General features: G+C 62.2%; 24 protein-coding genes and 1 pseudogene. 13 read left to right on the top strand and 12 right to left on the bottom strand.

Going from position 1 to position 26,543, the window contains the following annotated elements:
- Position 1: 1 nt before the first annotated feature.
- From MJ205_RS00630 to MJ205_RS00620, 3 genes and pseudogenes are all read right to left on the bottom strand, one after another.
- On the bottom strand, positions 2-676 hold the full coding sequence (locus tag MJ205_RS00630) for a type 4a pilus biogenesis protein PilO (protein ID WP_239810728.1): 675 nt from the start codon (positions 674-676) through the stop codon (positions 2-4).
- Between the two features lie 8 nt (positions 677-684).
- Positions 685-1,287 carry a PilN domain-containing protein gene (locus MJ205_RS00625; RefSeq protein WP_239810727.1) on the bottom strand — a complete coding sequence of 201 codons (603 nt, stop codon included), beginning with the start codon at positions 1,285-1,287 and terminating at the stop codon, positions 685-687.
- Positions 1,284-2,364 (bottom strand): annotated as a pseudogene (locus tag MJ205_RS00620) (pilus assembly protein PilM). Before MJ205_RS00620 ends, MJ205_RS00625 begins: the two are co-directional and overlap by 4 nt.
- A 261-nt stretch (positions 2,365-2,625) precedes the next feature.
- Here MJ205_RS00620 and MJ205_RS00615 point away from each other — a divergent pair.
- Entirely contained in the window at positions 2,626-5,019 is a 2,394-nt protein-coding gene (locus MJ205_RS00615; RefSeq protein WP_239810726.1) for a penicillin-binding protein 1A, read from the top strand.
- A 69-nt stretch (positions 5,020-5,088) separates the two neighbouring features.
- On the opposite strand, the gene cyaY is transcribed toward MJ205_RS00615, so the two are convergent.
- On the bottom strand, positions 5,089-5,418 hold the full coding sequence (gene cyaY / locus MJ205_RS00610) for an iron donor protein CyaY (RefSeq protein ID WP_239810725.1): 330 nt from the start codon (positions 5,416-5,418) through the stop codon (positions 5,089-5,091).
- Between the two features lie 12 nt (positions 5,419-5,430).
- Between cyaY and lptM the strand changes: the two genes are divergently transcribed.
- Together lptM and MJ205_RS00600 are read left to right on the top strand one after the other, a co-directional pair.
- The gene (gene lptM, locus MJ205_RS00605; RefSeq protein WP_239810724.1) at positions 5,431-5,649 is read left to right on the top strand and encodes an LPS translocon maturation chaperone LptM; all 219 of its coding nucleotides are present in this window, start codon (positions 5,431-5,433) and stop codon (positions 5,647-5,649) included.
- A gap of 117 nt (positions 5,650-5,766) precedes the next feature.
- Entirely contained in the window at positions 5,767-6,576 is an 810-nt protein-coding gene (locus tag MJ205_RS00600; protein WP_239810723.1) for an MBL fold metallo-hydrolase, read from the top strand.
- Positions 6,577-6,592: 16 nt separating this feature from the next.
- Here the strand turns inward: MJ205_RS00600 and ccsB are convergent, their stop codons facing one another.
- The 3 genes from ccsB to MJ205_RS00585 form a co-directional block, all read right to left on the bottom strand.
- Entirely contained in the window at positions 6,593-7,966 is a 1,374-nt protein-coding gene (gene ccsB / locus MJ205_RS00595; protein ID WP_239810722.1) for a c-type cytochrome biogenesis protein CcsB, read from the bottom strand.
- Positions 7,963-10,098, bottom strand: coding sequence for a cytochrome c biogenesis protein ResB (locus tag MJ205_RS00590; RefSeq protein WP_446715045.1), 2,136 nt, complete (start codon positions 10,096-10,098; stop codon positions 7,963-7,965). Before MJ205_RS00590 ends, ccsB begins: the two co-directional genes overlap by 4 nt.
- A 197-nt stretch (positions 10,099-10,295) precedes the next feature.
- A complete protein-coding gene (locus tag MJ205_RS00585; protein WP_239810721.1) occupies positions 10,296-10,928 on the bottom strand; it encodes a c-type cytochrome in 633 nt (210 codons plus the stop codon).
- 83 nt (positions 10,929-11,011) lie between these two features.
- On the opposite strand from MJ205_RS00585, the gene yihA reads away from it, so the two are divergent.
- The gene (gene yihA / locus MJ205_RS00580) at positions 11,012-11,746 is read left to right on the top strand and encodes a ribosome biogenesis GTP-binding protein YihA/YsxC (RefSeq protein ID WP_239810720.1); all 735 of its coding nucleotides are present in this window, start codon (positions 11,012-11,014) and stop codon (positions 11,744-11,746) included.
- A gap of 46 nt (positions 11,747-11,792) precedes the next feature.
- Here the strand turns inward: yihA and MJ205_RS00575 are convergent, their stop codons facing one another.
- Together MJ205_RS00575 and MJ205_RS00570 are read right to left on the bottom strand one after the other, a co-directional pair.
- Complete coding sequence (locus tag MJ205_RS00575) at positions 11,793-12,662, bottom strand: lysophospholipid acyltransferase family protein (RefSeq protein ID WP_239810719.1); 870 nt, start codon at positions 12,660-12,662, stop codon at positions 11,793-11,795.
- Positions 12,655-13,515 carry a lysophospholipid acyltransferase family protein gene (locus tag MJ205_RS00570; RefSeq protein WP_239810718.1) on the bottom strand — a complete coding sequence of 287 codons (861 nt, stop codon included), beginning with the start codon at positions 13,513-13,515 and terminating at the stop codon, positions 12,655-12,657. The genes MJ205_RS00575 and MJ205_RS00570 overlap by 8 nt, the downstream gene beginning before the upstream one ends.
- Before the next feature lie 132 nt (positions 13,516-13,647).
- Between MJ205_RS00570 and metK the strand changes: the two genes are divergently transcribed.
- Positions 13,648-14,835, top strand: coding sequence for a methionine adenosyltransferase (gene metK, locus MJ205_RS00565; protein ID WP_239810717.1), 1,188 nt, complete (start codon positions 13,648-13,650; stop codon positions 14,833-14,835).
- 82 nt (positions 14,836-14,917) lie between these two features.
- Here the strand turns inward: metK and MJ205_RS00560 are convergent, their stop codons facing one another.
- Positions 14,918-15,601, bottom strand: coding sequence for an NUDIX hydrolase (locus tag MJ205_RS00560; protein ID WP_239810716.1), 684 nt, complete (start codon positions 15,599-15,601; stop codon positions 14,918-14,920).
- Positions 15,602-15,765: 164 nt separating this feature from the next.
- On the opposite strand from MJ205_RS00560, the gene MJ205_RS00555 reads away from it, so the two are divergent.
- The 8 genes from MJ205_RS00555 to MJ205_RS00520 all read left to right on the top strand — a co-directional run bounded on the left by MJ205_RS00555 (position 15,766) and on the right by MJ205_RS00520 (position 23,976).
- Positions 15,766-16,623 carry a cysteine hydrolase gene (locus MJ205_RS00555; protein ID WP_239810715.1) on the top strand — a complete coding sequence of 286 codons (858 nt, stop codon included), beginning with the start codon at positions 15,766-15,768 and terminating at the stop codon, positions 16,621-16,623.
- Between the two features lie 68 nt (positions 16,624-16,691).
- Entirely contained in the window at positions 16,692-17,879 is a 1,188-nt protein-coding gene (gene pncB, locus MJ205_RS00550) for a nicotinate phosphoribosyltransferase (RefSeq protein ID WP_239810714.1), read from the top strand.
- Positions 17,880-17,888: 9 nt separating this feature from the next.
- Positions 17,889-19,589: an NAD+ synthase gene (locus tag MJ205_RS00545; RefSeq protein WP_239810713.1), complete on the top strand. Its 1,701-nt coding sequence runs from the start codon at positions 17,889-17,891 to the stop codon at positions 19,587-19,589.
- 68 nt (positions 19,590-19,657) lie between these two features.
- Complete coding sequence (locus MJ205_RS00540; RefSeq protein ID WP_239810712.1) at positions 19,658-20,710, top strand: bifunctional nicotinamide-nucleotide adenylyltransferase/Nudix hydroxylase; 1,053 nt, start codon at positions 19,658-19,660, stop codon at positions 20,708-20,710.
- Positions 20,711-20,715: 5 nt separating this feature from the next.
- Positions 20,716-22,143, top strand: a complete 1,428-nt coding sequence (wsfD, locus tag MJ205_RS00535) for a glycan biosynthesis hexose transferase WsfD (protein ID WP_239810711.1) — start codon at positions 20,716-20,718, stop codon at positions 22,141-22,143.
- A 4-nt stretch (positions 22,144-22,147) separates the two neighbouring features.
- The gene (locus MJ205_RS00530) at positions 22,148-23,026 is read left to right on the top strand and encodes a decaprenyl-phosphate phosphoribosyltransferase (RefSeq protein ID WP_239810710.1); all 879 of its coding nucleotides are present in this window, start codon (positions 22,148-22,150) and stop codon (positions 23,024-23,026) included.
- A 2-nt stretch (positions 23,027-23,028) separates the two neighbouring features.
- Positions 23,029-23,460 (top strand): divergent PAP2 family protein, encoded by a 432-nt coding sequence (locus MJ205_RS00525; protein ID WP_239810709.1) that lies wholly within the window; start codon positions 23,029-23,031, stop codon positions 23,458-23,460.
- 36 nt (positions 23,461-23,496) lie between these two features.
- Complete coding sequence (locus MJ205_RS00520; RefSeq protein WP_239810708.1) at positions 23,497-23,976, top strand: GNAT family N-acetyltransferase; 480 nt, start codon at positions 23,497-23,499, stop codon at positions 23,974-23,976.
- A 122-nt stretch (positions 23,977-24,098) separates the two neighbouring features.
- Here the strand turns inward: MJ205_RS00520 and MJ205_RS00515 are convergent, their stop codons facing one another.
- Both MJ205_RS00515 and MJ205_RS00510 read right to left on the bottom strand, forming a co-directional pair.
- Positions 24,099-25,001, bottom strand: coding sequence for a carbohydrate kinase family protein (locus MJ205_RS00515; RefSeq protein ID WP_239810707.1), 903 nt, complete (start codon positions 24,999-25,001; stop codon positions 24,099-24,101).
- A 27-nt stretch (positions 25,002-25,028) separates the two neighbouring features.
- Positions 25,029-26,519 carry a zinc-ribbon and DUF3426 domain-containing protein gene (locus tag MJ205_RS00510; RefSeq protein ID WP_239810706.1) on the bottom strand — a complete coding sequence of 497 codons (1,491 nt, stop codon included), beginning with the start codon at positions 26,517-26,519 and terminating at the stop codon, positions 25,029-25,031.
- Positions 26,520-26,543 lie beyond the last annotated feature (24 nt).

Below are 26,543 nucleotides of genomic sequence, written 5' to 3'. Positions count from 1 at the left end.
CTTACTTCTTCGCGTTCTGCTTGGATTTCGCCGCTTGCTGCTCTTGGAGCTCTTGCGGATCCAGATAGCGGAAGGTTCTTGCGGTAGCGTTCAGCACCAACGTCGCACTTTCCTTGTTGGCGGGCGCCAGCGCAATGTTGTTCAAGGTCACGATGCGCGAGAGATTGGCGACGTCCGCCGCAAAAAAGCCAATATCGTGGTACCTGCCATTGACCTGCAAGGTGATTGGCAACTCGGCGTAATAGTCCCGCACCACCGTCTGACCCGGTTTGAACAGGTCAAACTGCAGGCTGCGGCCAATACCGGCCTGGTTGATATCGGACAACAACGCAGCCATTTCCGCCTTGCTGGGCAATTGTTTTTCCAGTTGGGTCACGTACTGCAACACCTGCTCGCGCTGTTTGCGCAGCGCATCCAGATTGACCGCCTTGCGCAGACGTGTCTTGTAGTCTTCCTTGAGCTTGAGCTCTTCGGCCTGCGCCACAGACAGCTCGTCCTCAAAGCTGCTCAAATAGGCATACCAGCCCAAACCGATCACCAGTGCCGCAATAAACACCAACAAGACCGCGCGAGGAGCAGCCGGCCAGACAGAGGGGTCCTTGGGGTCGAGGTTTTGAAACTGGCGCTGAAAGCCTTGCAGCGCCTCTCCCACTTGCATATTTTTTTTCGTTGCCATGGTCGCCTTTACTTTTTCAGCGCCTGCGCGTTGTGGGCCTGCTCCACATCACTGGAGCGCACCAAGCCGAAACGCAGGTTGAAGCCAGCGACCCGCTTTCTCTCACGGGTATTGATCTGTGTGGTCGTACCCACCACTTCGACCAGCTCAGGCTTGGACAGCCACGGCGTCTTGGTGGCCAGGCTGTTGAGCAATTCGGACACCCGCTCGTTGGATTGGGCGATGCCCTGGATCTGCACGGTCTGCTCTTGTTGCTTGAGGCTCTCGATGTAGACGCCGTCTGGCAATTGGAGCACCAGCTCATTGAGCAAATGGACAGGCAGGTTGCGATCGGACTGCAGATCTTCAACGGCCTTTTGCCGGGCCTTCAATGCAGCGATCTCCGCGTCGATCTTGGCAACGTCGGCAATCTTGACATCCAGCGCCTTGATCTCGCGCGTCAACAGCGCGTTGCGCTGGCCTTGCAGGTCGATCTTGTACTGGTAGAACATGTAGACGGCGCCGCAGACCAGCGCGCCGACCAGCGCAGCGGCCAGCATCGATGCCTGGAAACTTTCCTTGCGCTTCTTGCGCGCAGCTTCGCGGTGCGGAAGCAGATTGATCAAGATCATGCCGCATACCTCCGCAACGCCAGTCCACAGGCGGTGAGATAGGTCGTGAAGTCCTTGCTCTTGCTGCGCGTGCGCACTGCCGCGTCCATCACCATGTCTTCAAACGGATTGGCAGCAGAGGCTGCAAAGCCGGTCGCATCGATCACTGCATCCGTCAGACCACTGAGCACCGCCGAGCCACCAGCCAGCAAGATATGGTCAATGCGGTTGTGGGGGGTGCTGGTGAAGAAAAACTGCAGGGCGCGGTTGATCTCCTGCCCGATGCTCTCGACAAAAGGCCGCAGCACCACCTGCTTGTAATCCGCAGGCAGGTCATTGCCGCGCTTCTTTTGCTCCGCTTCTTCTTGCGAGAAGCCATATTGGCGCATGATCATCTGCGTGAGCTGGCCGCCGTTGAAAGACTGGTCGCGCTCATAGATCACCTGGTTGTTGTGGATGATCTGCAGGAACGACGCACTGCCCCCAATCTCGAAAATGGCAATGAATGCATCCTTGCCCTTGCTGGGCATGTTGCCGATCAAGCGCCGGGCAGCCAGCGCGGTGGCATTGGATTCGATCTCCAGCACCACGGGCTTGAGGCCTGCCGCTTCGGCCAGGCCTTGCCGGTCCTGCACCGTCTCTTTGCGTGCGGCCGCGATGAGAACATCGACATCGCCTACCGAATTGGAGGACGGACCGATCACATAGAAGTCCAGGTTCACCTCGTCGAGGGAAAATGGTATGTATTGGTTAGCTTCTGATTCAACTTGAAACTCCATCTCGAGCTCTGAAAGCCCCGATGGCAGCACGATTTTTTTTCTGAATGACGGCAGAAAGCGGCAACGCCAGTGCCGCTTGCTTGGTGCGGGTGCCGCTTTTCTTGACCAAGCGGCGCAAGGAATCGGCCACTTCGTCAAAGCGCTCGATACCCGACTCGGTCACCCAGCCTGGCTCCAGCAGCTCTTGCGCACAGCGTTCAACAATGAATTGACCGCTACCACTCCTCCCCAATTCAACCAACTTGATGCTCGACGCGCTCACATCTATCCCCAAGAGGCTAGGCGGCTGGCGTCGGAACAAAGATCCCATTGAGACCAAGATGGGCTCCTCCCTAATTTGCTCTATATTGAGCTACAAAACTTAACACCCCTTATGAATGCTATCAGCAAGATAGTCGCCCAGCAAAGAACCACCTGCTCGCCGCGCCGATTCGTTGTCAAAACAATACGATACAAGGGAAACATTGGACGCCGCATGACATTTGTCACAAGCTAAATCAAAACCGGCGCCAACGCCACGCGAAGCAGGCGCGTGATAGCATCCCCTGCTTATGCAAGCTCCCCTCGACGGTCTGACCCCATGAATCCAGACGCTCCGATCTCGCGCAGAACGCCTGAGAAACCTCCCAAGTCCCCCAAGCAGTCCAAGCCCTCGAGCTTTGCCACCAAAACGCTGAAGTTTTTTGGCTGGCTGCTGGCCTTGCTGGTCGCAGGTGCCATTGCCGGTGCTGCGGTCGTCGCCGTGGGCCTGGCCATGGCCTACCCCAACCTTCCTGATGTCTCGGAACTGGCCGACTACCGCCCCAAGCTGCCGATGCGGGTCTACTCCTCAGAAGGCGCCTTGTTGGGCGAGTTCGGTGAAGAACGCCGCAATTTGACGCCCATCAGCGAAATTCCGAAGGTGATGGTGGATGCTGTGCTGGCTATTGAGGACACGCGCTTCTTCGAGCACAGCGGTGTGGACTACAAGGGCATGGCGCGTGCCTTGCTCGCCAACCTGGGGCGTGAAAAGGCCCAGGGTGCATCGACGATCACGATGCAGGTAGCCCGCAATGTCTATCTATCGTCTGAAAAAACCTATACCCGCAAGATATATGAGATCCTGCTGACCCTGAAGCTTGAGCACACCTTGAGCAAGAATCAGATTCTGGAAATCTATATGAACCAGATTTATCTGGGCAACCGCGCCTATGGCTTCTCCGCCGCATCGGAGACCTACTTCGGCAAGCCGCTCAAGGATGTGACCGTGGCCGAAGCAGCGATGCTGGCAGGCCTGCCCAAGGCGCCGTCAGCCTACAACCCGATCAGCAACCCCAAGCGCGCCCGCATTCGCCAGCTCTACATCATCGACCGGATGGAAGAAAACCGGTTCATCACGCCGGCCCAGGCCAGCCAGGCACGCGAGGAGCCGCTCAAGATCCGCTCCAGTTATGCAGACAACCGGGTGCATGCGGAGTATGTGGCCGAGATGGCGCGCCAGCTGATCTTTGCGCAGTATGGCAACGAAGCCTACACCCGTGGCCTCAATGTCTACACCACGCTGATCGCCAGCGACCAGGAAACTGCCTATGACGCGCTGCGCAAGGGCATCATGGACTATGAAAAGCGCCAGCACTATCGCGGTCCGGAGAAATTCATCACCTTGCCCGCAGCAGGCCAGGAGCGCGACGAGGCGATCGACGAGGTGCTCGCCCAGCACCCGGACAATGGCAACATTCTCTCTGCCGTCGTGCTGGAAGCCGCACCGCGCAAGGTCGTGGTGATCCGCGCCGATGGTGATCCGATCGAGATCACCGGTGAGGGCCTCAAGCCGGTGCAATCGGGTCTGAGCGACAAGGCGCCACCCAACACCAAGCTGCGCCCCGGCGCTGTGGTGCGCATCATGGAAACCGCCAAGAAAACCTGGGAGCTGACCCAGCTGCCCGAGGTCGAAGGGGCGTTTGTCTCTCTCGATCCGCGCAGCGGTGCCATCAAGGCACTGGTTGGTGGCTTCGATTTCGACAAGAACAAGTTCAACCACGTGACCCAAGCATGGCGCCAGCCGGGCTCCAGCTTCAAGCCCTTTATCTATTCGGCAGCGCTGGAAAAAGGTTTTTCGCCCACCACCGTGATCAATGACGCTCCTTTGAGCTTCCCCGGATCGGCAGGGCAACAGCCCTGGGAGCCCAAAAATTCTGATGGGCGCTTCGATGGCCCCATGACGATGCGCCAGGCGTTGGCCCGTTCCAAAAACCTGGTGACCATCCGCGTGATGCAGTCGGTGGGCCCGAAAAAAGCCCAGGAATGGGTCACGAAGTTCGGCTTTGATGCCGACAAGCAGCCCCCCTACCTGCCCATGGCGCTGGGCGCCGGCTCGGTCACACCGATGCAGATGGTGGCTGCCTATTCGGTATTTGCCAATGGCGGGCACCGGGTCAATCCTTATCTGATTGCCAAAATCACCGACCACCGGGGCAATGTGCTGTCCGAATTCACGCCGCCCGCTACCGATGACCTGCCCCGCGCCATTGATGCCCGCAATGCGTTCGTGATGGACTCGCTGCTGCAGGACGTTGCCCGCTACGGAACGGCTGCCAAGGCCCAGGCCCAACTCAAGCGTCCCGACATCTATGGCAAGACCGGTACCACGAATGATTCGGTGGACGCGTGGTTTGCGGGCTTCCAGCCCACCAATGCGGCCGTTGTCTGGATGGGATATGACAACCCCCGCAGTCTGGGTGCGCGCGAATATGGTGGGGGCCTCAGTCTGCCCATCTGGATCAACTACATGCAGCACGCGCTCAAGGATGTGCCGGTGGCCAAGATGACGCCTCCCAGCGGACTGGTCAACGTCGGCGGTGACTGGCTCTACGAAGAGTACGCCCGCAGCGCGCCTAATCTGGGACTGGACTCGCCGGCGCCCACCGCCGACACCATGGTGCCGCCACCGAACGCTGACGAGCGCAACAAGATTCTGGACCTGTTCCGCAACTGACGCCGCAACACCCAGCCACCAGGCCAGTCCGTATCGCTACGAACTGGCCTTTTTTGCGGGCGATCCGCTTCAGGCCTTGAAGACCAGCGGCAGACCTGACTGGACTGCGGCATCGCGCGTCAGGTCGGCGAAGAAGTCGTTACCGGTCTTGGTATCGCGCCACACGCTGCCATCCCATTTGTAGTGGTAGCCGCCGGACTTGGCCGCCAGCCATACCTCATGCAGCGGAGGCTGCAGGTTGATGATGATCTGGCTGCGGTTGGCAAAGACCAGGGTCAGCAGACCGCCCACGCGCTGGGCGTCGATATCGGCATCGGTCTCATCATTGATGCGGTCGCAGGTCTGCTCAACCGCCAGCAAGAGTTTTTCCGCGGCATCCAGGTATTCGAGTTCGTTCATTACAATGCTTCAATGTGGAGTATTTACCAAATTGTATGCAGGACCTTTGTCCTTGCCACCGGTGCGGCACTATTGGCAGCTTGTGGCCAGCGTGGGCCTCTGTACCTGCCGACCGAGCCTGCAGCAGCCAACCGGGCGACCTTGCCGCAGACGCTGGACCCCAGTGCACCGGACCGGCCTGAGCCCCAGTTGCAGCCGTCCCCGGTGATGCAGGCCCCTGCCAGGCCCTGATGAAAGCGGCGGCGGCAATCCAGCCCACCCCGCCTGCATCCTTGATCCACCTCAAGGTCCAATCCACTACACCCCGTTACAGTCACGCCCGTTGCAATTGATATGTGGGCGGAAGAGATGGCGTTGGAACCTGTGGAACTGTACCGTGACGAGCAGCATGCTTGTCTGATGTTCACCGATCTGGTGGAAGAGGATGCGCAGGCCGTGCAGGCCAACCAGTTCCTGATTGTCGACCATGGCACCGGCGCCATCATCGACCCGGGCGGCAACCTCGCCTTCAATGAACTGTATATGGGCATGGTGCGCTATTTCTCGCCGCACAAGCTGTCCTACCTGATCGCATCGCATGCCGACCCGGACATCATCGCCTCACTGGACCGCTGGCTCACCTCCACCCGTGCGTCCTTGGTGATCTCCCGCGTCTGGGAGCGCTTTGTGCCGCATTTCACCAAGGTCGGCAAGACGGAAAACCGGGTCATTCCCGTGCAGGACCCCGGTGGCATTCTGCCGCTGGGCCAGAGCCAGTTGCACATCCTGCCCGCGCATTTTCTGCACGCGGAAGGCAATTTCCACTTCTACGACCCGATCAGCCGCATCCTGTTCACCGGCGATCTGGGGGTCTCGATGACCGATGGCTATATCGCCCGCACGCCCGTGACGGACCTGGCCCCCCATATTCCCCGCATGGAGGGCTTTCACCGGCGCTACATGGTGTCCAACAAGGTGCTGCGCCTGTGGGTAGCCATGGCGCGCCAGCTGGATATTTCATTGATCGTGCCCCAGCACGGCGCACCCATCATGGGCCCGGCCATCGCCCAGTTCTTTGACTGGCTCGACCACCTGATGTGCGGGGTCGATCTGATGGACAACCAGAACTACACCCTGCCCCAGCAGGCGATCTCGCCGCAGCCGCAACGCCCGCAGTAAGCCTGGTCCGTACCGCTTACAGCGTACCGTAGCTGTGCAAGCCGGACAGGAACATGTTCACCCCCAGGAAGGCAAAGGTCGTCACCACCAGGCCCACCAGCGCCCACCAGGCCGAGACTGCACCGCGCAGGCCCTTGACCAGGCGCATGTGGAGCCAGGCAGCATAGTTCAGCCAGACGATCAGCGCCCAGGTCTCCTTGGGGTCCCAGCTCCAGTAACCGCCCCAGGCCTCGGCCGCCCACAGCGCCCCCAGCACGGTGGCAATCGTGAAGAACGCAAAGCCCACGGCGATCGCCTTGTACATCAGGTCATCCATGATCTGCAGGCGCGGCGTGCCCCGGTTGATCCAGTGGCGCAACCCGATCATCAGCGCAAAGAACAGCTCCAGCGGCAAGGCCATGCGCAAGGTCTTGTCGAGCGAGGGGTAGAGGCTTTCATCACCCCAGACACGGAAGGCCGCCAACGGCAGCACCAGCACCAGCATGGGTACGAGCACCAGGCCGATCCACAGCGCCCGCTGCGTGGCCGCCTTCAGCAGATAGGCCAGTGCCACCATCGCAGCCAGCGCAAAGGTGCCGTAGCCGACAAAATTGGCCGGCACATGCAGCTTCATCCACCAGCTTTGCAGCGCGGGCACCAGTGGCTGGATCTCATGGGCCTGGCGGGCCACCGTGTACCACAGCAGAAATCCGACCGAGGCACTGACCACCAGCATCACAAAGCCGCCCAGCGCCCGGGTCTGGTAATGCGCTTCGAAGTAGAGGTAGAAAAGTGCCGTCATCCAGGCAAACAGCACAAACACCTCATAGAGATTGCTGACAGGGATATGGCCGATGTCCGGCCCCATCAGGTAGCTCTCATACCAGCGCGCCATCGTGCCCACCAAGGCCATCACGATGGCCAGCCAAGTCAGGCGGCTGCCCACCGTCGTCAGTGTCGATCCTTCGCCCTTGGAGAGCAGTCCGATCCAGTAAAACACCGTGCTCATGAAGAACAGCACGCTCATCCATAGAATGGCCGACTGGCTGGACAGGAAGTACTTGAGCCCAAACACCGTTTCCGAGCGCGCGATCTGCCCTGCGCCATCGACCCGGTACAGGCCAATAGCCAGCAGTGACAGCGCAGCCACCACCACCATCAACAGCTGCAAGGGCCGCCAGAACCAGCCCAGCCAGATGAAAAACGGCACCGATGCGATCAGGATGCCTTTTTCATAGCCATCCATATGGTGGCCATACAAAAACAGCGCAAAACCGCCGCCCACTGCCAGGGCCAACGCAAACAGCCAGTCCCACACCGACCGGCTGCTGAAGTAGCCGGGGCTCAGTTGCACCGTTTGGACCACAGTGCCCGCCTGGGCAGGCGGCAGATGGGTGGAAGCAGTATTCATCGTTGTTCTCCGCTGGGGCTGGTGCCCAGAAGCTTGTGGCTCAGGCCTTCAAAATCACGGTCCACATCCAGGGTCCGGCGGTTGGTCGACAACGCCATGCGCGCGTCCGAACTGCCATCGGCACGCGGCGCCAGCCAGACCCACAGGCGCCGGTCGCGCACATAGAGCATCGCAAACACCCCCAGAATCAGAAACAGGCATCCCAGGTACACGACCAGCTTACCCGGGGCCTTGGCCACCTGAAAGACGCTCGCCTGCACCTGGTCAAACTGGGTCAGCTCAAACACCAGCGGCTCCGGGTACAGCAGTGCGTCGCTGAGCGACAGCACCGACTGGGTCATGAAGCGCTGCGTCTGCGCATTGGGCTCCAGCGGTGCCAGGCCTTCGTCAGTCCGCGCCACCTGCATCAGCTCAAACAGCACACCATTCAAGATGCGCACCAGCACCTCGCCGGCCTTGGCGCGTTCGCCTTCGGGCACATTTTGCTCCATGAAGGCCGAAATCGCCTGCAAGCCGGTGACGCTGCTCGCGCCTGTCTGTCCATCGCCAGCAAAAATCACCAGCGCTTTCAGGGCCGAGGCATACAGTTGCTCGCGCAACGCCGGGCGGCCTGCTTCGACGGCGCCCTCCACATACTGCTGCACGGCCCGCTCGCGCATCGCCGGCGTTTGCAGTGCCGCCTTCAGGCGCAAAAATCCCCGGTAGCTCGATTGCTCATCGGCGGGAATACGCAGATAGCGGAACTGGTCGGCCAAGGTTTCACGCACACCCCACAGGTACACCGGCTGGCCATCCCCCATGTCAACGGGCAGCATGTAGTTGTTGAACTCGCGCGCCTGGCCGGCGGCGTCGCGCAGCTTGTAGCTGACGCTGGGACCCACATTGCGCAGGTCGCGCGGCGTGGTCACCTTGTTGCCGGCGCCCAGGTGGTTGTCCAGGCTGGATCTCAAATCCACCTTGCGCACATCGGTGCCGCCTTGCACTGCATCGCCCGGGTTGGCGCCCATGTTCTCCACATTGATGGTGCGCAGGCCGGTGAACTCCATCTCCAGCGGCGCCTGCCCCTCTCCCATCGTGATCTGCGTGGACGCCCCCACCTCACCCTTGACCTCAAAGCTCTTCATGCCGGGCACCAGCGGCACTGCGCGCAGTTGCAGGCGCGATCCGCCGTCTTCAAAGCTCGATTGGTAGATCTCGATGCCCTGGTAGCTGGCGGGATGGTTCACCTCGATGCGCTTTTCGACCAAGGCCCCCGTTTCCTTGTCATGCAGCACCACTTCGCTGGCGAACAGCCGGGGCATACCGGTCGAGTAGTACTCGACAATGAACTTCTTCAGCTCCACCGAAAACGGCAGATCCTGCAGCAGGATGCCATCCGACTGGTTGAGGATGGCCGTGCCCGATTGTGCGCCTTCGGCCACGATCAGATTGCCCCGGAACGTCGGGTTGCGGACGGACAGCCGGTGCTGCTCGGGCACATCGGCAATCATGCCGCTGCCGCTGAAGGTGGTCTTGCCCCCCAGCAACATTTGCGCGCGCACCATCAAATCACCATCGAGCAGGCCGCCCAGGCAAATCAGCACGATGGCGCTGTGCGCGGCCAGGTAGCCGATCTTGTGGGCAGCACCGGCCTTGGCCGCCACCATCCAGCCATCGCTGCGCTCTTGCAAGCGCACCTTCCAGCCACTGCCGGCCAGTTGCGCCCCCACCCGCTGCGCTGCTTGCGCCGGGGTCTCTGCCAAATGGGCGCTGGCCTGGTGGTGGAAGGCCTGCAGGCTTTGCACCCGCAGATTCTCTTTGTAGTGGCGCAAATCAGCCAGGTATTTAGGCGCATGCTTGGCAATGCACAGGCTGGTGCTGGTCACCAAGAACGCCAGAATCAGCAGGAACCACCAGGCGCTGTAGACGGCATTGAGCTTGAGCACGAGAAACAGCTGCGCCCAGAAAGGACCGAACTGGTTGACATAGTTGACGGCCGGCTCATGCTGGCGCAGTACCGTGCCAATGACCGAGGCAATGCAGATGATCGACAGCAGCGCAATCGCAAAGCGCATCGACGACAGCATCTCATAGACAGCCCGAGGGGCCAATTGGGGCTGCAGTTGCGCTGGCGGGGGAGAAGATTCAGACATGGTACGACGCTATCGGTGAAAAGCAGGGGCAGGACCGCTGCTGCGCTGCCAGTCCGCAGACCATGGAGTCACCACCCGGGTACAAGTTCGCAGAACGCGTAAGTTTAGTAGGCCCACCTAGGGATAGCCCGAAGGTCCGGAAAATGCCCCGCAGCGCCATCAATGTGTTGGCGCGGACACAAGCCCCCAGAAAAAGCCTAACGCAAGCCCGCAATATAGTCTGACACTGCCTTGATTTCCTTGTCGTTCATCTTGGCGGTGACCCCCGTCATCTGCAAGCTGTTGCCACGCTTGCCATCGCGGAAATCATGCAAGGTCTTGCTGACGTAATCGGCGTTCTGGCCTGCCAGCCGCGGGTACTGGGCCGGAATGCCGGCGCCATTGGGGCTGTGGCAGCCCGCGCAGGCAGCAATCTGGCGGTCAGGCACACCGCCGCGGTAGATGCGCTCACCCAACGCAACAGCGTCCTTGTCCTTGGCAAAACCCAGCTTGCCGGGTTTGCTGGCCAGCCAGGCGGAGATGTTGAGCATGTCCGCATCCGACAGACCTGCGACCATGCCCTGCATCACCGGGTCCTTGCGCTTGCCGGATTTGAACTCCTGCAGCTGCTTGAGCAGGTACTCGGGATGCTGCTGCGACAGTTTGGGGTTGATGGCAATGGAGGCGTTGCCATCGGCATTGTGGCAGGCCACGCAGACGGCGGTGTAGCTGGCCTCCCCTTTGACCAGGTCTGGCTTGGGCGACCGGTTGGGCGTCTCGGACGCCGCATACACAGAAACGGAACAGAAAGCCAGTACAGCCGTTGTCAGCAAAGGGGCGAGCAACTTCATATCGTGGGTCTTTGTCTGGTTTATGGGTATAAGGCCAAAGCGGCCAGATTCTACAATGATGCCTTAGATAGACTCGAACGCACATGACGACAACACCTAGTACCCCCCAAGCCGTTGCAGACACGCCAAGCCCAGGCATCGATGGCAAGGCGGCTATGGGCTGGATGCACACCGCCCGCTTCTTCACCACCGCTGCGCAACTGCACCAATTGCCTGTCGTCGATGTGCCCGAGTTCGCCTTTGTGGGCCGCTCCAATGCCGGCAAGTCCACGTCGATCAACACGCTGACCCAGCAGAACCAGCTGGCCTTTGCGTCGAAAAAGCCCGGGCGCACCCAGCACATCAACCTGTTTTCGCTGGGCAAGAAAGGCGTCATGGATGCCGTGCTGGCCGACCTGCCCGGTTACGGCTATGCGGCCGTCTCACGCGAGGACAAGAAACGCTGGCAGCAGGTCATGGTGAACTACCTGGTCAGCCGCCCCAGCCTGACCGGCATTGTGCTGCTCTGCGACCCGCGCCTGGGCCTGACCGAGCTCGACGAAGCGCTGCTCGACATCATCCGCCCTCGGGTGGAGCAAGGCCTCAAGTTCTTGATTTTGCTCACCAAGGCCGACAAGCTGACCCGTGTCGAGCAGGCCAAGATCCTGTCCATCACCAAGCTCAATGCCGGTGGTGGCGAGGTGATGCTGTTCAGCGCGCTGAAAAAGCAGAATGTGGACAAGGTGGCCCAGCTGCTGTGGCAGTGGTCGCACCCGGAAGGGCTGGCCAGCCCCGAGGCCGCTGCTGCGGCGCCAGAGGCCCCTGCGGACGAGCAATAAACGGCACGAACGCCAAACAACAAAGGCCCCTTCGGGCCTTTGTTGTTTATGAATAGAGCGAAGGCTCGCCTTCCGGCCGGGTCTTGAAGCGCTTGTGCACCCAGTAGTACTGGGGCACCATGGTGCGGATCTGGGCTTCGAGCTCGCGGTTCTGGCGCGTGGTGTCAGCCACCACATCGTCGCTGGGAAAGTCCTGCCAGGCCGGCGAGATGGTGACCTCGTAGCCCTGGGGCGTCAGCCGGGTGTACATGCCGATCACCTTGGCCTTGCCCAGCCGCGCAAAGCGCGACAGCGACGGAATGGTCGCGGCCACCTGGCCGAAATAGGGCACGAACAGCGAGTCATTTGGGCCGAAGTCCATGTCCGGCAGCAGGTACAACAACCCATGGTCCTTGCGCAGGCTGGCAATGATGGGCTTGATGCCATCGTCGCGGTTGAGCATGCGCACATCGCCAAAGCGCTGGCGGCCCTTGCGGATCCAGGCATCGACATCGGCATTGGGCTGGGTCGAGAAGATGCTGGTGAAGGGCCGGTTGCAGTGGATGGTGAGTGCCGTCCCCCCGGCATCCATGCTGTAGAAGTGCGGCGCAAAGATGATAGTTGGCGTATCGCCTTCCAGCTCCTGCAGCGCGCCCGTCATGCGGGTGCGTTTCTCCAAGGTCTTTTGCGGCGCGAACCACAGCCAGCTGCGGTCCAGCCAGGTTTGGCAGAACACCACAAAGCTTTCCTTGGCCCAGGCCCGGCGCTGCGCCTCACTCGCTTCGGGAAAGCACAGCTCCAGGTTGCGCAGCGCAATGCGGCGGCGCGATGGCACCAGGTAGAACAGCACGCGGCCCATCAACCAGCCCAGGCCGCGCAACACCGACAAAGGCAGGTGCGACATCAGCCACATCCAACCGATAAACAACTTACCCATGCTTTTGACCTTCCGAGGGAGCGGCAGCCAGACTGCGCGGCTGCTTGTAGCGCGCATAGCCCCACAGGTACTGCTCGGGGCTCTCGCGGATCAGACGCTCCATTTCCTGGTTGATCTGCAGCACGGCGGCTTCGGCCTCCTGGGCCAGCGGGGCCTGCAGGCCGCGCACATACAGATCAAAGCCCCGGCCCAGAGGCCGGCGCACACAGCGCGCCAATATAACAGCCGCACCGGTCTGCTGGGCCAACTTGGCGGCCAAGGTCATCGAGTAAGCCGGCTTGCCAAAAAACGGCACCCACATGCCCTGGCCGTCGGGCGGTACCTGGTCAGGCAGCAGACCCACGCTATGGCCTTGGCGCAAGGCCTTGATCATCTGCCGCACCCCCGCCATCGTCGTCGGTGCCGAGGCCAGGCCAGGACGCGCGCGCGCCGTCTCCATCAGCTTGGCCAACCAGGTCTGGCGCGCCGGGCGGTAGAGCACGGTGATGGGGCCATGCACCACGCCCCAGCGCCGTGCCATGTACTGGGCCGAGAGCTCAAAACACCCCATGTGCGGGGTCAAGAACACAATGCCCTTGCCATCGGCCAGTGCCTGCTCGATCACTTCGGCGCCATGGATGTCACAGGGCAGCGGGGCACCAAACCACAGGCGCGGCACCTCGGCCACCATGCGGCCGGCATGGGCCACCGCTTTTTTCACATCGGCAAAGCGGTAGCCTGCCTGCCGGGCATTGGCCACAAAGCGCCGGCGGTAGGTGGGGGAGGCGGCAAAGGTGAGCCAGCCCAGGACAGCGCCCAGGCCATGCAATAGCCACAACGGCAGCGCAGCAAACAGTCGAAACAAGAATGGCATTAGAATATGTCGGTCGCTGAGTTAAAGAGCAACTTGCAGGGCGACGTTAAAAACAAACTGCTAAAGCGTTCGCCAGGCTCCCTCAAGGCTCGGGCAACGCAATTGCCAAAGCTTTGAAGGAGTTTTTTGTTTATGGCAAACAGCGATTTTCTGTTCACCTCGGAATCGGTATCCGAAGGCCACCCCGATAAAGTAGCCGACCAGATCTCTGATGCGATTTTGGACGCTATTTTCACCCAAGATCCGCACAGCCGCGTGGCTGCCGAGACACTGACCAACACCGGTTTGGTGGTATTGGCAGGCGAGATCACCACCGGCGCCAACGTGGACTACATCCAGGTGGCCCGCGACACCATCAAGCGCATCGGCTACGACAACACCGACTACGGCATCGACTACAAGGGTTGCGCCGTGCTGGTGGCCTATGACAAGCAGAGCCAGGACATCGCCCAGGGCGTGGACAAGGCCAGCGATGATGAACTGAACACCGGTGCTGGCGACCAGGGCCTGATGTTCGGCTATGCCTGCGACGAAACGCCCGAGCTGATGCCCGCGCCGATCTACTACGCACACCGTCTGGTCGAGCGCCAGGCCCAGCTGCGCAAGGATGGCCGTCTGCCTTTCCTGCGCCCTGACGCCAAGAGCCAGGTCACCATGCGCTATGTGGATGGCAAGCCCCACAGCATCGACACCGTGGTGCTGTCCACCCAGCACAGCCCCGACCAGTCGGAAACCGCTACCAAGATGAAGGCCAGCTTCACCGAAGCCATCATCGAAGAGATCATCAAGCCCGTGCTGCCATCCGAATGGCTGCAGGACACCAAGTACCTGATCAACCCCACCGGCCGTTTCGTCGTGGGCGGCCCCCAGGGCGACTGTGGCCTCACCGGCCGCAAGATCATTGTGGACACCTACGGCGGTGCCTGCCCCCACGGCGGCGGCGCCTTCTCCGGCAAGGATCCCACGAAGGTGGACCGCTCTGCCGCCTACGCTGCCCGCTACGTCGCCAAGAACGTCGTCGCTGCCGGTCTGGCGCGCCAGTGCCAGGTGCAGGTGGCCTACGCGATCGGCGTGGCCCGCCCGATGAACATCACCGTCTACACCGAAGGCACCGGCGTGATCCCCGATGCCGACATCGCCAAGCTGGTGGCCGCGCACTTCGACCTGCGTCCCAAAGGCATCATCCAGATGCTGGACCTGCTGCGCCCGATCTACAGCAAGACGGCGGCGTATGGCCACTTTGGCCGTGAGGAGCCGGAGTTTACGTGGGAGCGTACGGACAAGGCTGCGCTGCTGCGTGCTGCTGCCGGTCTGAAGTAATTCAGGTCTGTCTTCACAAGAAATCCGCTCGGAATGATCCAGCGGATTTTTTTATGGGTACTCGTCAGCCAAGGCAACGCACTCACAGTCCTCTAGCACTCAGCGCCAGCTGCTGCCTGAACTCCGGCCGCACCCGGTACAGCTGTGCAGGCCGGTGCGCGCCACCAGCCTGCATTTCGCCGGGCACGGGCTCGAGCATGCCCAGCTCGTCCATCTTGCGCCGAAAACTCACCTTGTTCAGCGGCTCGCCCAAAATGCTTTCATAGACCTGCTGCAACTGCGGCAAGGTAAAGGTCTCGCCGAAGAAATGCACCGGCAGCGAGGAGTACTGGCTCTTGCTGCGCACCCGCGCCACTGCGGCCTGCAGGATTTGTGCATGGTCAAACGGCAACTGGCCGGTGGCAGTGACCGGCACCAGCTTCAGCCCGGGCCGATGGGTCGGCAGCTTCTGCTGCGGGATCAGTGCGCAATAGCTGATGGCGACCGACCAGCCGCGCGGGTCCCGTGCCGGGCCGGTAAACGTGGCCAGTTGCTCCAGATAAGCGTCTTCAATCCCCGCCTTGCTGCGCAGCACACGGGCGGCACTGGCATGGGCATCGGCGTCTTCTTGCGCATGGATGTAGCCGCCCGGCAAAGCCCACACCCCGGCAAACGGCGCGCGCTCGCGCTGCACCAGCACGACGCTCAATACCCTGTCCACCAAGGTCAGCACCACCACATCCACGGTGGTCAGCACCTGGCCCAAGGCGGTTTCACTTTGATTCATTTTTGTACCAAGTCTTTCTCATAAAGGGCAGTATGCCGCCGCAGCTACCCGGAATCAATACAAACATAGGCTTCAAGCCAAGGATTTTCTGCCGCCCCCCACAATCAGTTAGTTGCAAAATTATTCTAACAGGCGTAGACTGGCATTCATTGAAGGAGAAAGACATGCGCCAACGCACACAGCTGCTCATCATCGACCCGCAAAACGACTTTTGCGACCTGCCGCCAGATTGGCGCCCCAGCAGTGCGGCAAACCCCTCGCCATTTGCCCCCAGCCTGCCGGTGGCGGGCGCCCATGCAGACATGCAACGCCTGGCGCAATGGCTGCTGCAGCATGCCTCTCAGCTCGATGGCATCACCGTCACGCTCGACTCCCACCAGGCCTACGACATTGCGCATCCCGCCTTCTGGCAGCAAGGCGATGGCAGCCCGGTGCAGCCCTTTACCGCCATCACGGCCGCGCAGCTGCGCGACAGCAGCTTCAGGCCCCGCAACCTGGACGAGCAGGACCGCAGCCTCGCTTATTTGGATGCACTGGAAGCCCAGGGCCGCTACACCTTGATGGTCTGGCCGCTGCACTGCGAAATCGGCAGCATCGGCCACGGCGTGCACGCCAGCATCCTGAATGCCTGCCGCCGATGGCAGAGCCAGCGCCAACGCGCCGTCAAGCATGTGTTCAAGGGCATGAACCCCTACACCGAACACTACAGCGCCATCTGCGCCGAGGTGCCCGATCCGCAGGATGCGGACACCGGCCTCAACACCGCCCTGCTGCAGCAGCTGGCGCAGGCCGATACGCTGGTGATTGCCGGTGAGGCGGGCAGCCACTGCGTGCGCGCCACCACCGAGCACATCGTGCAGCATATGGGGCCGCTTTGGGGTGCCGAGGATTTCTCGCGCATCGTCCTGCTGACCGACTGCATGAGCCCCGTCGCTGGCTTTGAAGCGGCCCAAGAAACCTTTTTGCAGCAGATGCGCGCCATCGGTGTACGCTGCTGCACCAGCACTGCTTTCCATTTATAAATACTTCAGCGCCAGCACGGACTGAACTGGCGCTGGCAGCTCTCCTTTTTGACAGAGAAAGACGCGGTATGCAGCCCATCATCACCAGCCTGCTCGACACCGATTTGTACAAGTTCACGATGTGGCAGGCCATGCTCCATCGCCATCCGCAGACCCAGTCCACCTACCGCTTTGTCTGCCGCTCGCAGACCGAGTTTCCGCTGGTCGATCTGCTGGCCGAGGTGCGCGCCGAGATCGACGCGCTGTGCGCGCTGAAGTTCAAGAAGGATGAGCTCGACTACCTGGCCAGCCTGCGCTTCATGAAGAGCGACTTCATCGACTTTCTGCGCATCTTCCAGTTCCAGCGTGATTTCATCGAGGTCGAGCCCGATGGCGATGGCCTGCATATCGTCGCCCATGGTCCCCAGGTGCATGTGATGGGCTTCGAGATCTTTGTGCTCTCCATCGTCAACGAGCTGTACTTCCGCCGCTTTGACCAGGCCAGCGCGCTGGCCGAAGGGCGCAAGCGCCTGGGCGCCAAGATCGTGCGGCTGCAGGAGCTGGCGCAAGAGGCCAAGCACCGCCACCCTTTTGAGCTGTTTGACTTTGGCGTGCGCCGGCGCTTTTCGGCCCCCTGGCAGCGCGAGGTGGTACAAGCTTTTGCCACGCAGACGGCGCAGTGGTTCAAGGGCACCTCCAATGTGCTGCTGGCCCGTGATCTGAACCTGGTGCCGATCGGCACCATGGCCCATGAATACCTGCAAAGCTACCAGGCCCACGGCGTGCGGCTGCGCGATTTCCAGATCGCCGCGCTCGAAGACTGGGTGCAAGAGTACCGGGGCGACCTGGGAATCGCACTGACCGACACGGTGGGCATGGATGCCTTCCTCGCCGATTTCGACATGTACTTTGCCAAGCTGTTCGACGGCTTGCGCCATGACTCCGGTGACCCCTATGAATGGGGCGAAAAAGCGCTGGCCCACTACGCCAAGCTGCGCATCAATGCGCATTCCAAGCGCCTGGTGTTCTCCGATGGACTGACCCTGGACAGCGCGCTGGCACTCTACCAGCACTTCGCCGATCGCATCCAGTGCGGTTTTGGCATAGGTACGCAACTTGCCAATGACATGGGTCTCAAGCAGCTCAACATCGTGATGAAGCTCACCCACGCCAATGGCCAACCGGTGGCCAAGCTCAGTGACAGCCCAGGCAAGACCCTGTGCGACGACGAGACCTACCTCGCCTACCTCAAGCAAGTGTTCCATGTGACGCATTAAGGAGCCGCCATGCTCAAGATCACCCTGGCCCAACTGAACCCCACTGTCGGCGACATGGATGGCAATATCGACCAGATGGTCGCCGCCGCCCGCCAGGCGCAGGCCGAAGGCGCGCAGCTGGTCGTCTTTGCCGAGCTGTCACTGACCGCCTACTACCCCGGCGATCTGCTCGACGAGCCCGATTTTCTGGCCCGCGTGGATGCCGGCATTGCGCGCCTGTTGCAAGAGAGCCAACAGCTGCCCGATCTGCACTGGGTATTGGGCGCGCCTACCCGCGCCGCCGGCCCGGGCAAGCATCTGCACAACAGCCTGCTGGTGCTGCACAACGGCGCCATCCGCCTGCAGTACGACAAGCAGCTGCTGCCCACCTACAACATCTTTGACGAGCGCCGCCACTTCGAGCCGGGCCGCGATGTGGCCAAGGTGCTGCGCATCGGCCAGATGCAGGTCGGCTTTCTGATCTGTGAGGACGGCTGGAACGACAGCGGTGCCGACTACGCGACCAACCCCTTCGAGCGCATGGCCGATGCGGCCCCCGATGTGGTCGTCAGCATCAACGCCAGCCCCAGCCACCTGGGCAAGCGCGAGGAGCGCCACCAGATCTTCAGCCAGGCCGCGCGCCGCCACGGCCTGCCGATCCTGTATGTCAACCAGATCGGGGGCCAGGATCAGATCGTGTTCGATGGTGCATCGTTTGCGGTGCAGCCCGAGCGCGGCATCGTCTGGGAAGCGCCGCGCTTTGTGCAAACCGTCTGCACCCTGGGCTTTGACAACGGCGGCTTCTGCCTGCCCGATGGCACGCCACCTGCCCGCCCACCGGCAGAAGGCCTGCCGACGATGGAGTTCTACCGCCAGCAGATCATTCTGGGTCTGCGCGACTATGCGCGCCGCTGCGGCTTTCGCCAGGTCGTCGTGGGCAGCTCGGGCGGCATCGATTCCGCGCTCACCCTGGCGCTGGCAGCAGAGGCACTCGGCCCCGAGAACGTGGTCGGCATCACCATGCCCTCGCACTACTCCTCCAGCGGCTCGGTGGACGACTCGGTGGCACTGTGCCGCAACCTGGGCATTGCGCTGCACACCCACCCGATTGCCGACCTGGTACAGGGCTATGCCCGGCAGTTTGAGACCAGCTTTGGCGCGCCACTGCAGGGCCTGCCGCTGGAGAACGTTCAGGCCCGCATTCGCGGCACCATCCTGATGGAGTACAGCAATGCCTTCGGCCATCTGCTGCTGACCACGGGCAACAAGTCCGAAATCTCCGTAGGCTATTGCACCCTGTATGGTGACACCAATGGCGGCCTGGGGCTGCTGGGCGACCTCTACAAGACGGAGGTCTTCGCGCTCTCGCGCCACCTCAACGCCAGCGCCGGGCGCGAGTTGATCCCCGAGGCCATCATCGACAAGCCGCCATCGGCCGAGCTGGCCCCCGACCAGAAGGACGAGGACAGCCTGCCACCCTATGCGGTGCTCGACGAGATCCTCAAGATCCTGATTGAAGGCCAGCGCCTGTCGACCCTGGAATACAACGCCGCCCAGCAGTTCGTCGAGCGGCTGGCGCAGACGGACGCGGGCCGCCAGACCGTCGCCAAGGTGCAGCGCATGGTCCACCGCAGCGAATACAAGCGCCGCCAGGCGCCGCCCATTCTGCGCCTGCGCCCCCGCGCCTTTGGCACCGGCCGGCAGATGCCTATTGCGGCCTACTACCCCTGAAGCGAGCCGGCGCATGCCCAGCGCATAATCCCCAACAAACACACCAGCAGGCACCAAGACAACGAGATATGAGCGCAGCTAACGAGCACTATGACCTGGCGGTATTGATTGGCCGCTTCCAGCCGCCGCACCTGGGCCACCTGGCCTTGCTGCAGCACGCGCTTGCCCGCGCCAGCAAGGTGGTGGTGGTATTGGGATCGGCACTGCAGGCCCGCAGCCCGAAAAACCCCTTCACCTGGCAAGAGCGTGCGCAGATGTTTGCCGCAGCACTGAGCCCGGCCGATGCGGCGCGCCTGGTGTTTGTGCCCATCCGCGATTACTACGACGAGCCTCGCTGGGTCACGGCCGTGCGCGAAGCCGTCACCAGCCACAGCCAACCTGGCGCCCGCATTGGCCTGGTGGGCCACTTCAAGGACGAGAGCAGCAGCTACCTGGCCCACTTCCCTGGCTGGGAGCTGGTCAGCCTGCCGCGCCAAAACAGCATTGACGCCACCCCCATCCGCAACGCCTACTTTGGCTTGCAAGGCAATGATTCCGCAGCAGGCCTGTCCGCCTTGGCCGGCATGCTGCCGGCCAGCTCGCTGCAGTTTCTGCAGCAGTTCCGCGCCACCCCCGAATACGCCGCACTGCAAACCGAATGGCAGATGCTGCGCCGCTACCAGGCCTCCTGGGCGGCAGCACCCTACCCGCCGGTCTTCGTGACCGTCGATGCGCTGCTGCGCTGCGGCAATGATGTGCTGGTGATTCGCCGAGGCCATGCGCCGGGCAAGGGTCTGCTGGCCTTGCCTGGCGGCTTTGTCGAGCCGCGCGACAGCCTCTGGCAATCGTGCCTGCGCGAGCTGCAGGAGGAGACGCATTGCGCGTTGAATGAGGCCCAGTTGCAGGCCAGCTTGCAGTCGGTCACCGTGTTCGACCACCCGGACCGCAGCCAGCGTGGCCGCACTATCACCCATGTGCACTATTTCGACCTGCAGCGCAGCCCCAAGCCTGCGGTGCGTGCCGACGATGATGCAGCCGAGGCCTTCTGGCTCAGCATCGATGCGATACGCGCCCGCGAGGCCGAGTTTTTTGAGGACCATTTCCAGATCGTGCAGAAAGTGCTGGCGGGCAACGGACAATAGCGCCCATGCAAGCCTTTGTCTCCAACCGCCCAGGTGCCCGCGGGCCCTGGCTGCTCATTGCCGTGCTGGTGCTGCTGGGTACAGTTCGTTTTCTGGTGTTCAGCGCGCACTCGCCTGTGCTCGGCTACCCCAACAATTTCGATTTCCTGCGCACCTCCGGCTGCGTAGGCATCTGGAACTTTGACGCCCAGTCCGAAGCCTTCCACAGCCCTGCGCCTGACCGGGTGGTCGCGCAGCTGCACTACAACGGCGAAAGGCTGTGGCAGTTTTGCAATCCGACGGCTGAAACCATTTACCTCAGCGCACTCAAGCTGGGCCACAGCGTGGGCGACACCTTCCCCATCCAGCACCTGGCCTATGCCAAATGGGTCATCGTGCTGCTGGCCTATACCGCGCTGATGTGGGCCTTGCGCAGCATGCGCCTGCGCGTGTTTCTCAGTGCCTGTTTTGTGCTGCTGTGGTGGGACATGAGCACCTTGCTGTATTTCCAGTCGCTCTACCCGGTCTTCAGCAGCCTGTTCTTTTCTTTGTTCGTGGTGACGGTGCTGCTGGCCTGCCGCCTGGATGCGTTCTCGCGCAGTCCCTGGGCCTCGCTGCTGCTCGCGTTGCTGACTTTCATGCTCGGGTTTTCCAACCAGCAGTACTTTTACCTGGCCATCGTGCTGACGGCCGTCTTCCTGCTCCTCAATGGCCGGCAGTACCGCCTGCACAGCACCGCGATGCTTTGCGCTGTACTGGTGGCCAGCCTGTGCCATAGCTATCTGCGCCCCGCACAAAGCCAGGAGTTCTATGCTGGCATCGACCGCGTCAACCGCACCGACACCATCTTTTATGGCGTGCTGATGCACTCCCGCAACCCTGAAGAAGCTGCAGTCAGCCTGGGTCTGCGCCCTGAATGCGCCCAGATGGCCGGCATTGGTGCGCATGCCTTCAACCATGGCCTCAAACAGAATATCTGCCCGGAGGTTGCCAGCATCAGCCGCTTAAAGCTGCTGAACCTGGCAGTCAAGCAACCAGCGACTATTGCCAAGACGCTGCTCGCGGGCGTGGAGGCCTACAAACCGGTCTATGGCTTTTTCCCGCAACTCTATCCTTACCATGCCAGTGAGCTGTCTCCGGGCATGTATGCCAGTTCGCCCTCATCGCTGATCGTCAGTGCCCCACGAGGTCTGTACCTGGCAATGGTTGCTGTCATGGCCATGCTGGCAGCAGCGGCATTTGTCTATGCGCTCCTGCCTCGTGGTCGCCAATCCCTGTGGGCACATGCCATCTGGATCGGCGGCTTGCTGTGCTTCTACAGCATCTTCAGCTCGGTATTTGGCGACGGTATGGTCGAGGTAGAGCGCCATGCAGCCGTCTTCCTGCCGGGCTTTATCCTGCTCTGGTTAGGTGCCATTTTTGGCGTACTAGACCGTCTGCGTGCTGCAAGATAGCGCCATGCCCGCGACCACTGCTTCGCCCTCTCAACGCCTGCTCGGCTTGCTGCGCCTGATGCGGCCACGCCAGTGGATCAAGAACGGTTTTGTGCTGGCACCGCTGGTATTCACCGGCTCGTTCACCGACCGGCATGCCGTAGTCCAGGCGCTGCTGGCCATGCTGCTGTTTTGTGTGGCCTCCTCGGCCACCTACATCGTCAACGACCTGCGTGATATCGAGCAGGACCGCAAGCACCCCCGCAAATCCCGGACCCGCCCCCTCGCCGCGGGCCTGGTCACGGTGCGCCAGGCGCTGCTGCTGCTGCTGGTGCTGTATGCACTGCTGCTGGCCGCCTGGCCATGGGCCCCGCAGGTGCTGCCGGTGATTGCCGCCTACCTGGTGCTGAATCTGGCCTACAGCTACTACCTCAAGCACCAGCCGGTCCTGGATATTTTCACGATCGCCATCGGCTTTGTACTGCGCGTATGGGGCGGCGCGCAGGCGCTGCAGGTGCCAATCAGCTCCTGGATGTTTGTCACCACCTTGTGTCTGGCGCTGTATCTTGCGGCGCTCAAGCGGCGCCAGGAATTGCTGCAAACGGGTACCGAAGCCCGGGCAGTCTTGCAGAAATATTCGGTGTCGCTGGTGGAGCGCTATGCCGAGATCGCTGCGACCGGTGCCCTGCTGTTCTACAGCATGTTTGTGATGTCGGTCCGCCCGCAACTCGTGGTGTCGATTCCGCTGGTCCTGTTCGGGCTGTTTCGCTACTGGTATGTGGTGGAAAAGCTCGACGGCGGTGAGTCGCCCACCGATGCCTTGCTCAGCGATCTGCCGCTGCTGCTGACGGTACTGGCATGGGTGCTGGTGTGCCTGTGGGCGCTGGCGGGACTGAAAGGATAAGCATGGATCTGTCCTATCTGCTGACCCCGCTGCTGGCCTGGCTGGTGGCCGGCTCACTGAAGTTTCTGATCAACAGCTGGCGCGCGGGCAAGCCCGCCTTTGGCTTGATTGGCTATGGCGGCATGCCCAGCAACCACAGCGCGATCGTCAGCAGCATGGCTGCGCTGGTTGCTTTCAAGCATGGCATTGACCACCCGGCTTTTGGCGTTGCCCTGACCCTGGCATTCATCGTCGTGTTGGATGCCAGCAGCCTGCGCCGGCAGGTAGGCAAGCATGCGCAGGCCATCAACCGTCTGCAGCAGCAGGCCCCGGCGGCGACCACCACTGCACTGCGCGAACGCATGGGCCACAGCCTTGCCGAGATTCTGGGTGGCGTGGTTTGCGGCATTGTGCTGGCCTGGGCCGTGCACGCTTGGCTGCCGTTGTACGATTGAGCTTTTGCTTGCCAGCGCCCCACGCGGCTTTTCCGTATGCCATTGACCATTCGCCCCGCCACCATCGACGACACCGATACCATCCTGCGCTTTGTGCGCGATCTGGCGGTCTATGAAAACGCCGAGCACGAGGTGCTCTCCACACCCGCCCATGTGCACAAGACCATGTTCAGTGCAGGTGCCACCGCGCACGGCCTGATCTGCGAGGAGGATGGCCTGGCCATCGGCTTTGCGGTGTATTTCTTCAATTACTCCACCTGGCAGGGGCGCAATGGCCTGTACCTGGAAGACCTGTACGTGAACCCCAGCCACCGCGGCAGCGGCGCGGGCAAGGCCTTGCTGCGCCATCTGGCGCGCATTGCGCTGGACAAGGACTGCGGGCGCTTCGAATGGAGCGTGCTGGACTGGAACACCCCATCGATCCAGTTCTACGACAGCCTGGGCGCCAAGCCGCAGAGCGAGTGGATCAAATACCGGATGACCGGCGAGGCGCTGGAGGCCTTTGCGAAGGGTTGATGCCCGGGGCCCGCTCAGAGGAGCGCTTGCCCCGCCTCAGCCCATCGGGCGCATTTCCCGCGTTGGGCCCCGTTGAACCAGCGTGACGGCAAGGCCCAACCCAGGGGGTTTGCGCCGCCGCCTCAGACCGCTGCAGGGTCAAAATCCAGCTGGTAGTTTTGCGGCCCGCGTGCTGCGATCTTCAGCGAGCCCATGCGGTTGCCCAGTTCCACGCATTGGCGCAGCGGGCGGCCATGCTCCAGGCCCCAGAGCAAACCACCGCGCCAGGCGTCGCCACAGCCGGTCGGATCGACGACCGCAGCGGCCTGGATGCCAGGCACATGGGTGCGCTCGCCGTTTTCCCACAGATCGCAGCCCTCGGCGCCCAGGGTCACCATCAGGCCCTGCACCTGGGTCGAGATATCGGCAAACGACAGGCCAGTGCGCTCGCTCAGCATCTTGCCTTCGTAGTCGTTCACGGTCACCCAGGTGGCCAGGCTGATGAAGTGGCGCAGGTCATTGCCATCGAACATCGGCAGGCCCTGGCCGGGGTCAAACACAAAGGGAATACCGGCGGCATGCAGCTGCTCGGCGTGCTGGAGCATGGCGTCACGGCCATCGGGCGCCACGATGCCAATGGCTGCGCCGCAGTCCTTGGTGATGGTGTTTTGATGGGCCTGCATCATCGCGCCGGGGTGGAAGGCGGTGATCTGGTTGTTGTCCATGTCGGTGGTGATCATGCACTGGGCCGTGTAATGGTCGTCGAGCTTCTTGATGAAGCGCGTGTCGATGCCCAGCTGCTTGAAATGCGCTACGTAGCCATCACCGTCATGACCGACGACGGCCATCGGCAGGGCTTTGCCGCCCAGCAGGTTCAGCGCGTAGGCGATATTGCCGGCGCAGCCGCCAAAATCCCGCCGCAGGGTCGGCACCAGAAAGGACACGTTCAGGATATGAATCTGATCGGGCATGATCTGGTCGGCAAAGCGGCCAGAGAAGGTCATGATGTTGTCAAACGCGAGCGAGCCGCAAATCAGCGAAGCCATGAAGCTATTCTTTCTGTTATCAAAATTTCAAGGGTAGAACGCGAGTACGCGGTAGCCCACCACATCGCCGGCAGCCTCTGCCACCTGGATGACCATCTCCGCCGTCCACTCGCCATGCGCTTGTAGCTCGGCAGGTGCCTGCAGCTCCTGCGGGCGCAGCACGCGGCGCAGCACCAGCTTTTCTGCCGCGTCGTTGAGGCTCAACTCCAGCGCAGGGACTGCCACCGGATAGTCCGCCCCATTGCGCAACACCACCCGCAGCCGGAACTGGCGTGGCCCCACGGCGTTGAAACTGGTGCTGTCGATAGAGACGGACTGCAGTTGCCGAAGCGGCGCTATCTCGCAACCCGCCAGGCGGCAGGCCGCTTGCAGTGCTGGCCGCCACTGGGGCTGGGCCAGCGCCAAGCGGTCCCGCTGGGTCAGCGCCATCTGCAGCAGCAAGGCCGCCAACAGCAGCAGACCGAGCAGCAGCGACAGCACCACCACCCAGGGCTTGCGCCAGAACGCCTTGCGTTTGGCAGCGCGTACAAAGCCGGGCTCGGCGGCCCTATCCATGCCAACGGCAGCCGCGGCATCGGCCGCCGCAACGGCCTCATCCATCTGCGCCACATAGTTGGTCGGCCCGGACAGCGAGGGCTCTACCTTGCCCGCATGCAGGCTTCTGCTCGCCATCTCGGGCGCCAGCAGCAGTTCATCCTCTTGCCGCGCTACCGGGGCGGGGTCGGACAGACCATGGGCGCTGCTCTGCCGCAAATACGGCGGAGGTGAAGCAGGTTCCTGAACATGCCGGTCGTTTGCAACAGGGTCAACAGGGGCAACAGGTGCCACCACCTCCGCAGCGACGGGCAGCGGAGCATCATCCACAGCAGCGGGCTGCACGGACGCTGGCGGCGCAGCCACAGTTGCGGGCTTTTGGCGCTCGGCAATGGCCTCCAGCAAGCGGCCCTCGCGGGCTTGCAGCTCTGCCAGATCGTCGGTCGCCGAAAAATCCACCCGGCTGCTGCGCAGCGATTCCGGGCGCTGGTCGGCCATCGGCTGCCATTCGCTTTCCAGACCGCTGCGGTCCTGCGCTGCAGGTGGCGCGGCGGGGGTCTGCGCTTCGGCCTCGTCCCCATAAGCCTGCATCCAGGACGAGTCCACATAGCCCGAATCCCCGCTGGCATTGGCACGGCGAGGAAACACCAGCACCGACAGCTCGGGCACCTGAGCATGGGGGTCGACCTGCAGCGAGTTCTCGGTCCGCAGCACCGCCGCCCCGTCCTGCGTGGGCTCGGGGTTGAGCGCCGCCTCCATGGACGGAGCCGCCACCGGGGCCTGCGCTGCAACAGCGGCCTGTTCCACAGACGGCGCCTGCGGGCCGGCAGGCGCTGCCGCCGGCGCGCTGGCTACCAGGTGCGTGAGCGCATCAAATACCGCCTTGCATTTGCCGCAGCGCACCCAGCCATCGGAGATGCGCAACTGGTCATCCACCACCTTGAAGCGGGTCTGGCACTGGGGGCAACGCGTTATCTGGCTCATCGCAGTGGATTGTAGGGTCAGAAA

The sequence above is a fragment of the Comamonas sp. B21-038 genome (genome assembly GCF_022387135.1).
GTDB classification, from domain to species: domain Bacteria; phylum Pseudomonadota; class Gammaproteobacteria; order Burkholderiales; family Burkholderiaceae_C; genus Comamonas; species Comamonas sediminis.
Note: the sequence above shows the minus strand (reverse complement) of the source record. Positions and strands in the feature narration are given on the sequence as shown.

What these genes read in the sequence shown, in the direction of transcription:
- MJ205_RS00600 (WP_239810723.1), top strand. Translation starts at nt 5,767, where the DNA reads ATGGCGTTGGAACCTGTGGAACTGTACCGTGACGAGCAGCATGCTTGT.
- MJ205_RS00570 (WP_239810718.1), bottom strand. Translation starts at nt 13,515, where the DNA reads ATGCCATTCTTGTTTCGACTGTTTGCTGCGCTGCCGTTGTGGCTATTG.
- MJ205_RS00575 (WP_239810719.1), bottom strand. Translation starts at nt 12,662, where the DNA reads ATGGGTAAGTTGTTTATCGGTTGGATGTGGCTGATGTCGCACCTGCCT.
- MJ205_RS00585 (WP_239810721.1), bottom strand. Translation starts at nt 10,928, where the DNA reads ATGAAGTTGCTCGCCCCTTTGCTGACAACGGCTGTACTGGCTTTCTGT.
- MJ205_RS00615 (WP_239810726.1), top strand. Translation starts at nt 2,626, where the DNA reads ATGAATCCAGACGCTCCGATCTCGCGCAGAACGCCTGAGAAACCTCCC.
- MJ205_RS00520 (WP_239810708.1), top strand. Translation starts at nt 23,497, where the DNA reads ATGCCATTGACCATTCGCCCCGCCACCATCGACGACACCGATACCATC.
- cyaY (WP_239810725.1), bottom strand. Translation starts at nt 5,418, where the DNA reads ATGAACGAACTCGAATACCTGGATGCCGCGGAAAAACTCTTGCTGGCG.
- ccsB (WP_239810722.1), bottom strand. Translation starts at nt 7,966, where the DNA reads ATGAATACTGCTTCCACCCATCTGCCGCCTGCCCAGGCGGGCACTGTG.
- wsfD (WP_239810711.1), top strand. Translation starts at nt 20,716, where the DNA reads ATGCAAGCCTTTGTCTCCAACCGCCCAGGTGCCCGCGGGCCCTGGCTG.
- MJ205_RS00560 (WP_239810716.1), bottom strand. Translation starts at nt 15,601, where the DNA reads ATGAATCAAAGTGAAACCGCCTTGGGCCAGGTGCTGACCACCGTGGAT.
- MJ205_RS00515 (WP_239810707.1), bottom strand. Translation starts at nt 25,001, where the DNA reads ATGGCTTCGCTGATTTGCGGCTCGCTCGCGTTTGACAACATCATGACC.
- MJ205_RS00530 (WP_239810710.1), top strand. Translation starts at nt 22,148, where the DNA reads ATGCCCGCGACCACTGCTTCGCCCTCTCAACGCCTGCTCGGCTTGCTG.
- pncB (WP_239810714.1), top strand. Translation starts at nt 16,692, where the DNA reads ATGCAGCCCATCATCACCAGCCTGCTCGACACCGATTTGTACAAGTTC.
- MJ205_RS00510 (WP_239810706.1), bottom strand. Translation starts at nt 26,519, where the DNA reads ATGAGCCAGATAACGCGTTGCCCCCAGTGCCAGACCCGCTTCAAGGTG.
- MJ205_RS00545 (WP_239810713.1), top strand. Translation starts at nt 17,889, where the DNA reads ATGCTCAAGATCACCCTGGCCCAACTGAACCCCACTGTCGGCGACATG.
- lptM (WP_239810724.1), top strand. Translation starts at nt 5,431, where the DNA reads ATGTGGAGTATTTACCAAATTGTATGCAGGACCTTTGTCCTTGCCACC.
- MJ205_RS00625 (WP_239810727.1), bottom strand. Translation starts at nt 1,287, where the DNA reads ATGATCTTGATCAATCTGCTTCCGCACCGCGAAGCTGCGCGCAAGAAG.
- MJ205_RS00555 (WP_239810715.1), top strand. Translation starts at nt 15,766, where the DNA reads ATGCGCCAACGCACACAGCTGCTCATCATCGACCCGCAAAACGACTTT.
- MJ205_RS00630 (WP_239810728.1), bottom strand. Translation starts at nt 676, where the DNA reads ATGGCAACGAAAAAAAATATGCAAGTGGGAGAGGCGCTGCAAGGCTTT.
- MJ205_RS00590 (WP_446715045.1), bottom strand. Translation starts at nt 10,098, where the DNA reads ATGTCTGAATCTTCTCCCCCGCCAGCGCAACTGCAGCCCCAATTGGCC.
- metK (WP_239810717.1), top strand. Translation starts at nt 13,648, where the DNA reads ATGGCAAACAGCGATTTTCTGTTCACCTCGGAATCGGTATCCGAAGGC.
- MJ205_RS00525 (WP_239810709.1), top strand. Translation starts at nt 23,029, where the DNA reads ATGGATCTGTCCTATCTGCTGACCCCGCTGCTGGCCTGGCTGGTGGCC.
- MJ205_RS00540 (WP_239810712.1), top strand. Translation starts at nt 19,658, where the DNA reads ATGAGCGCAGCTAACGAGCACTATGACCTGGCGGTATTGATTGGCCGC.
- yihA (WP_239810720.1), top strand. Translation starts at nt 11,012, where the DNA reads ATGACGACAACACCTAGTACCCCCCAAGCCGTTGCAGACACGCCAAGC.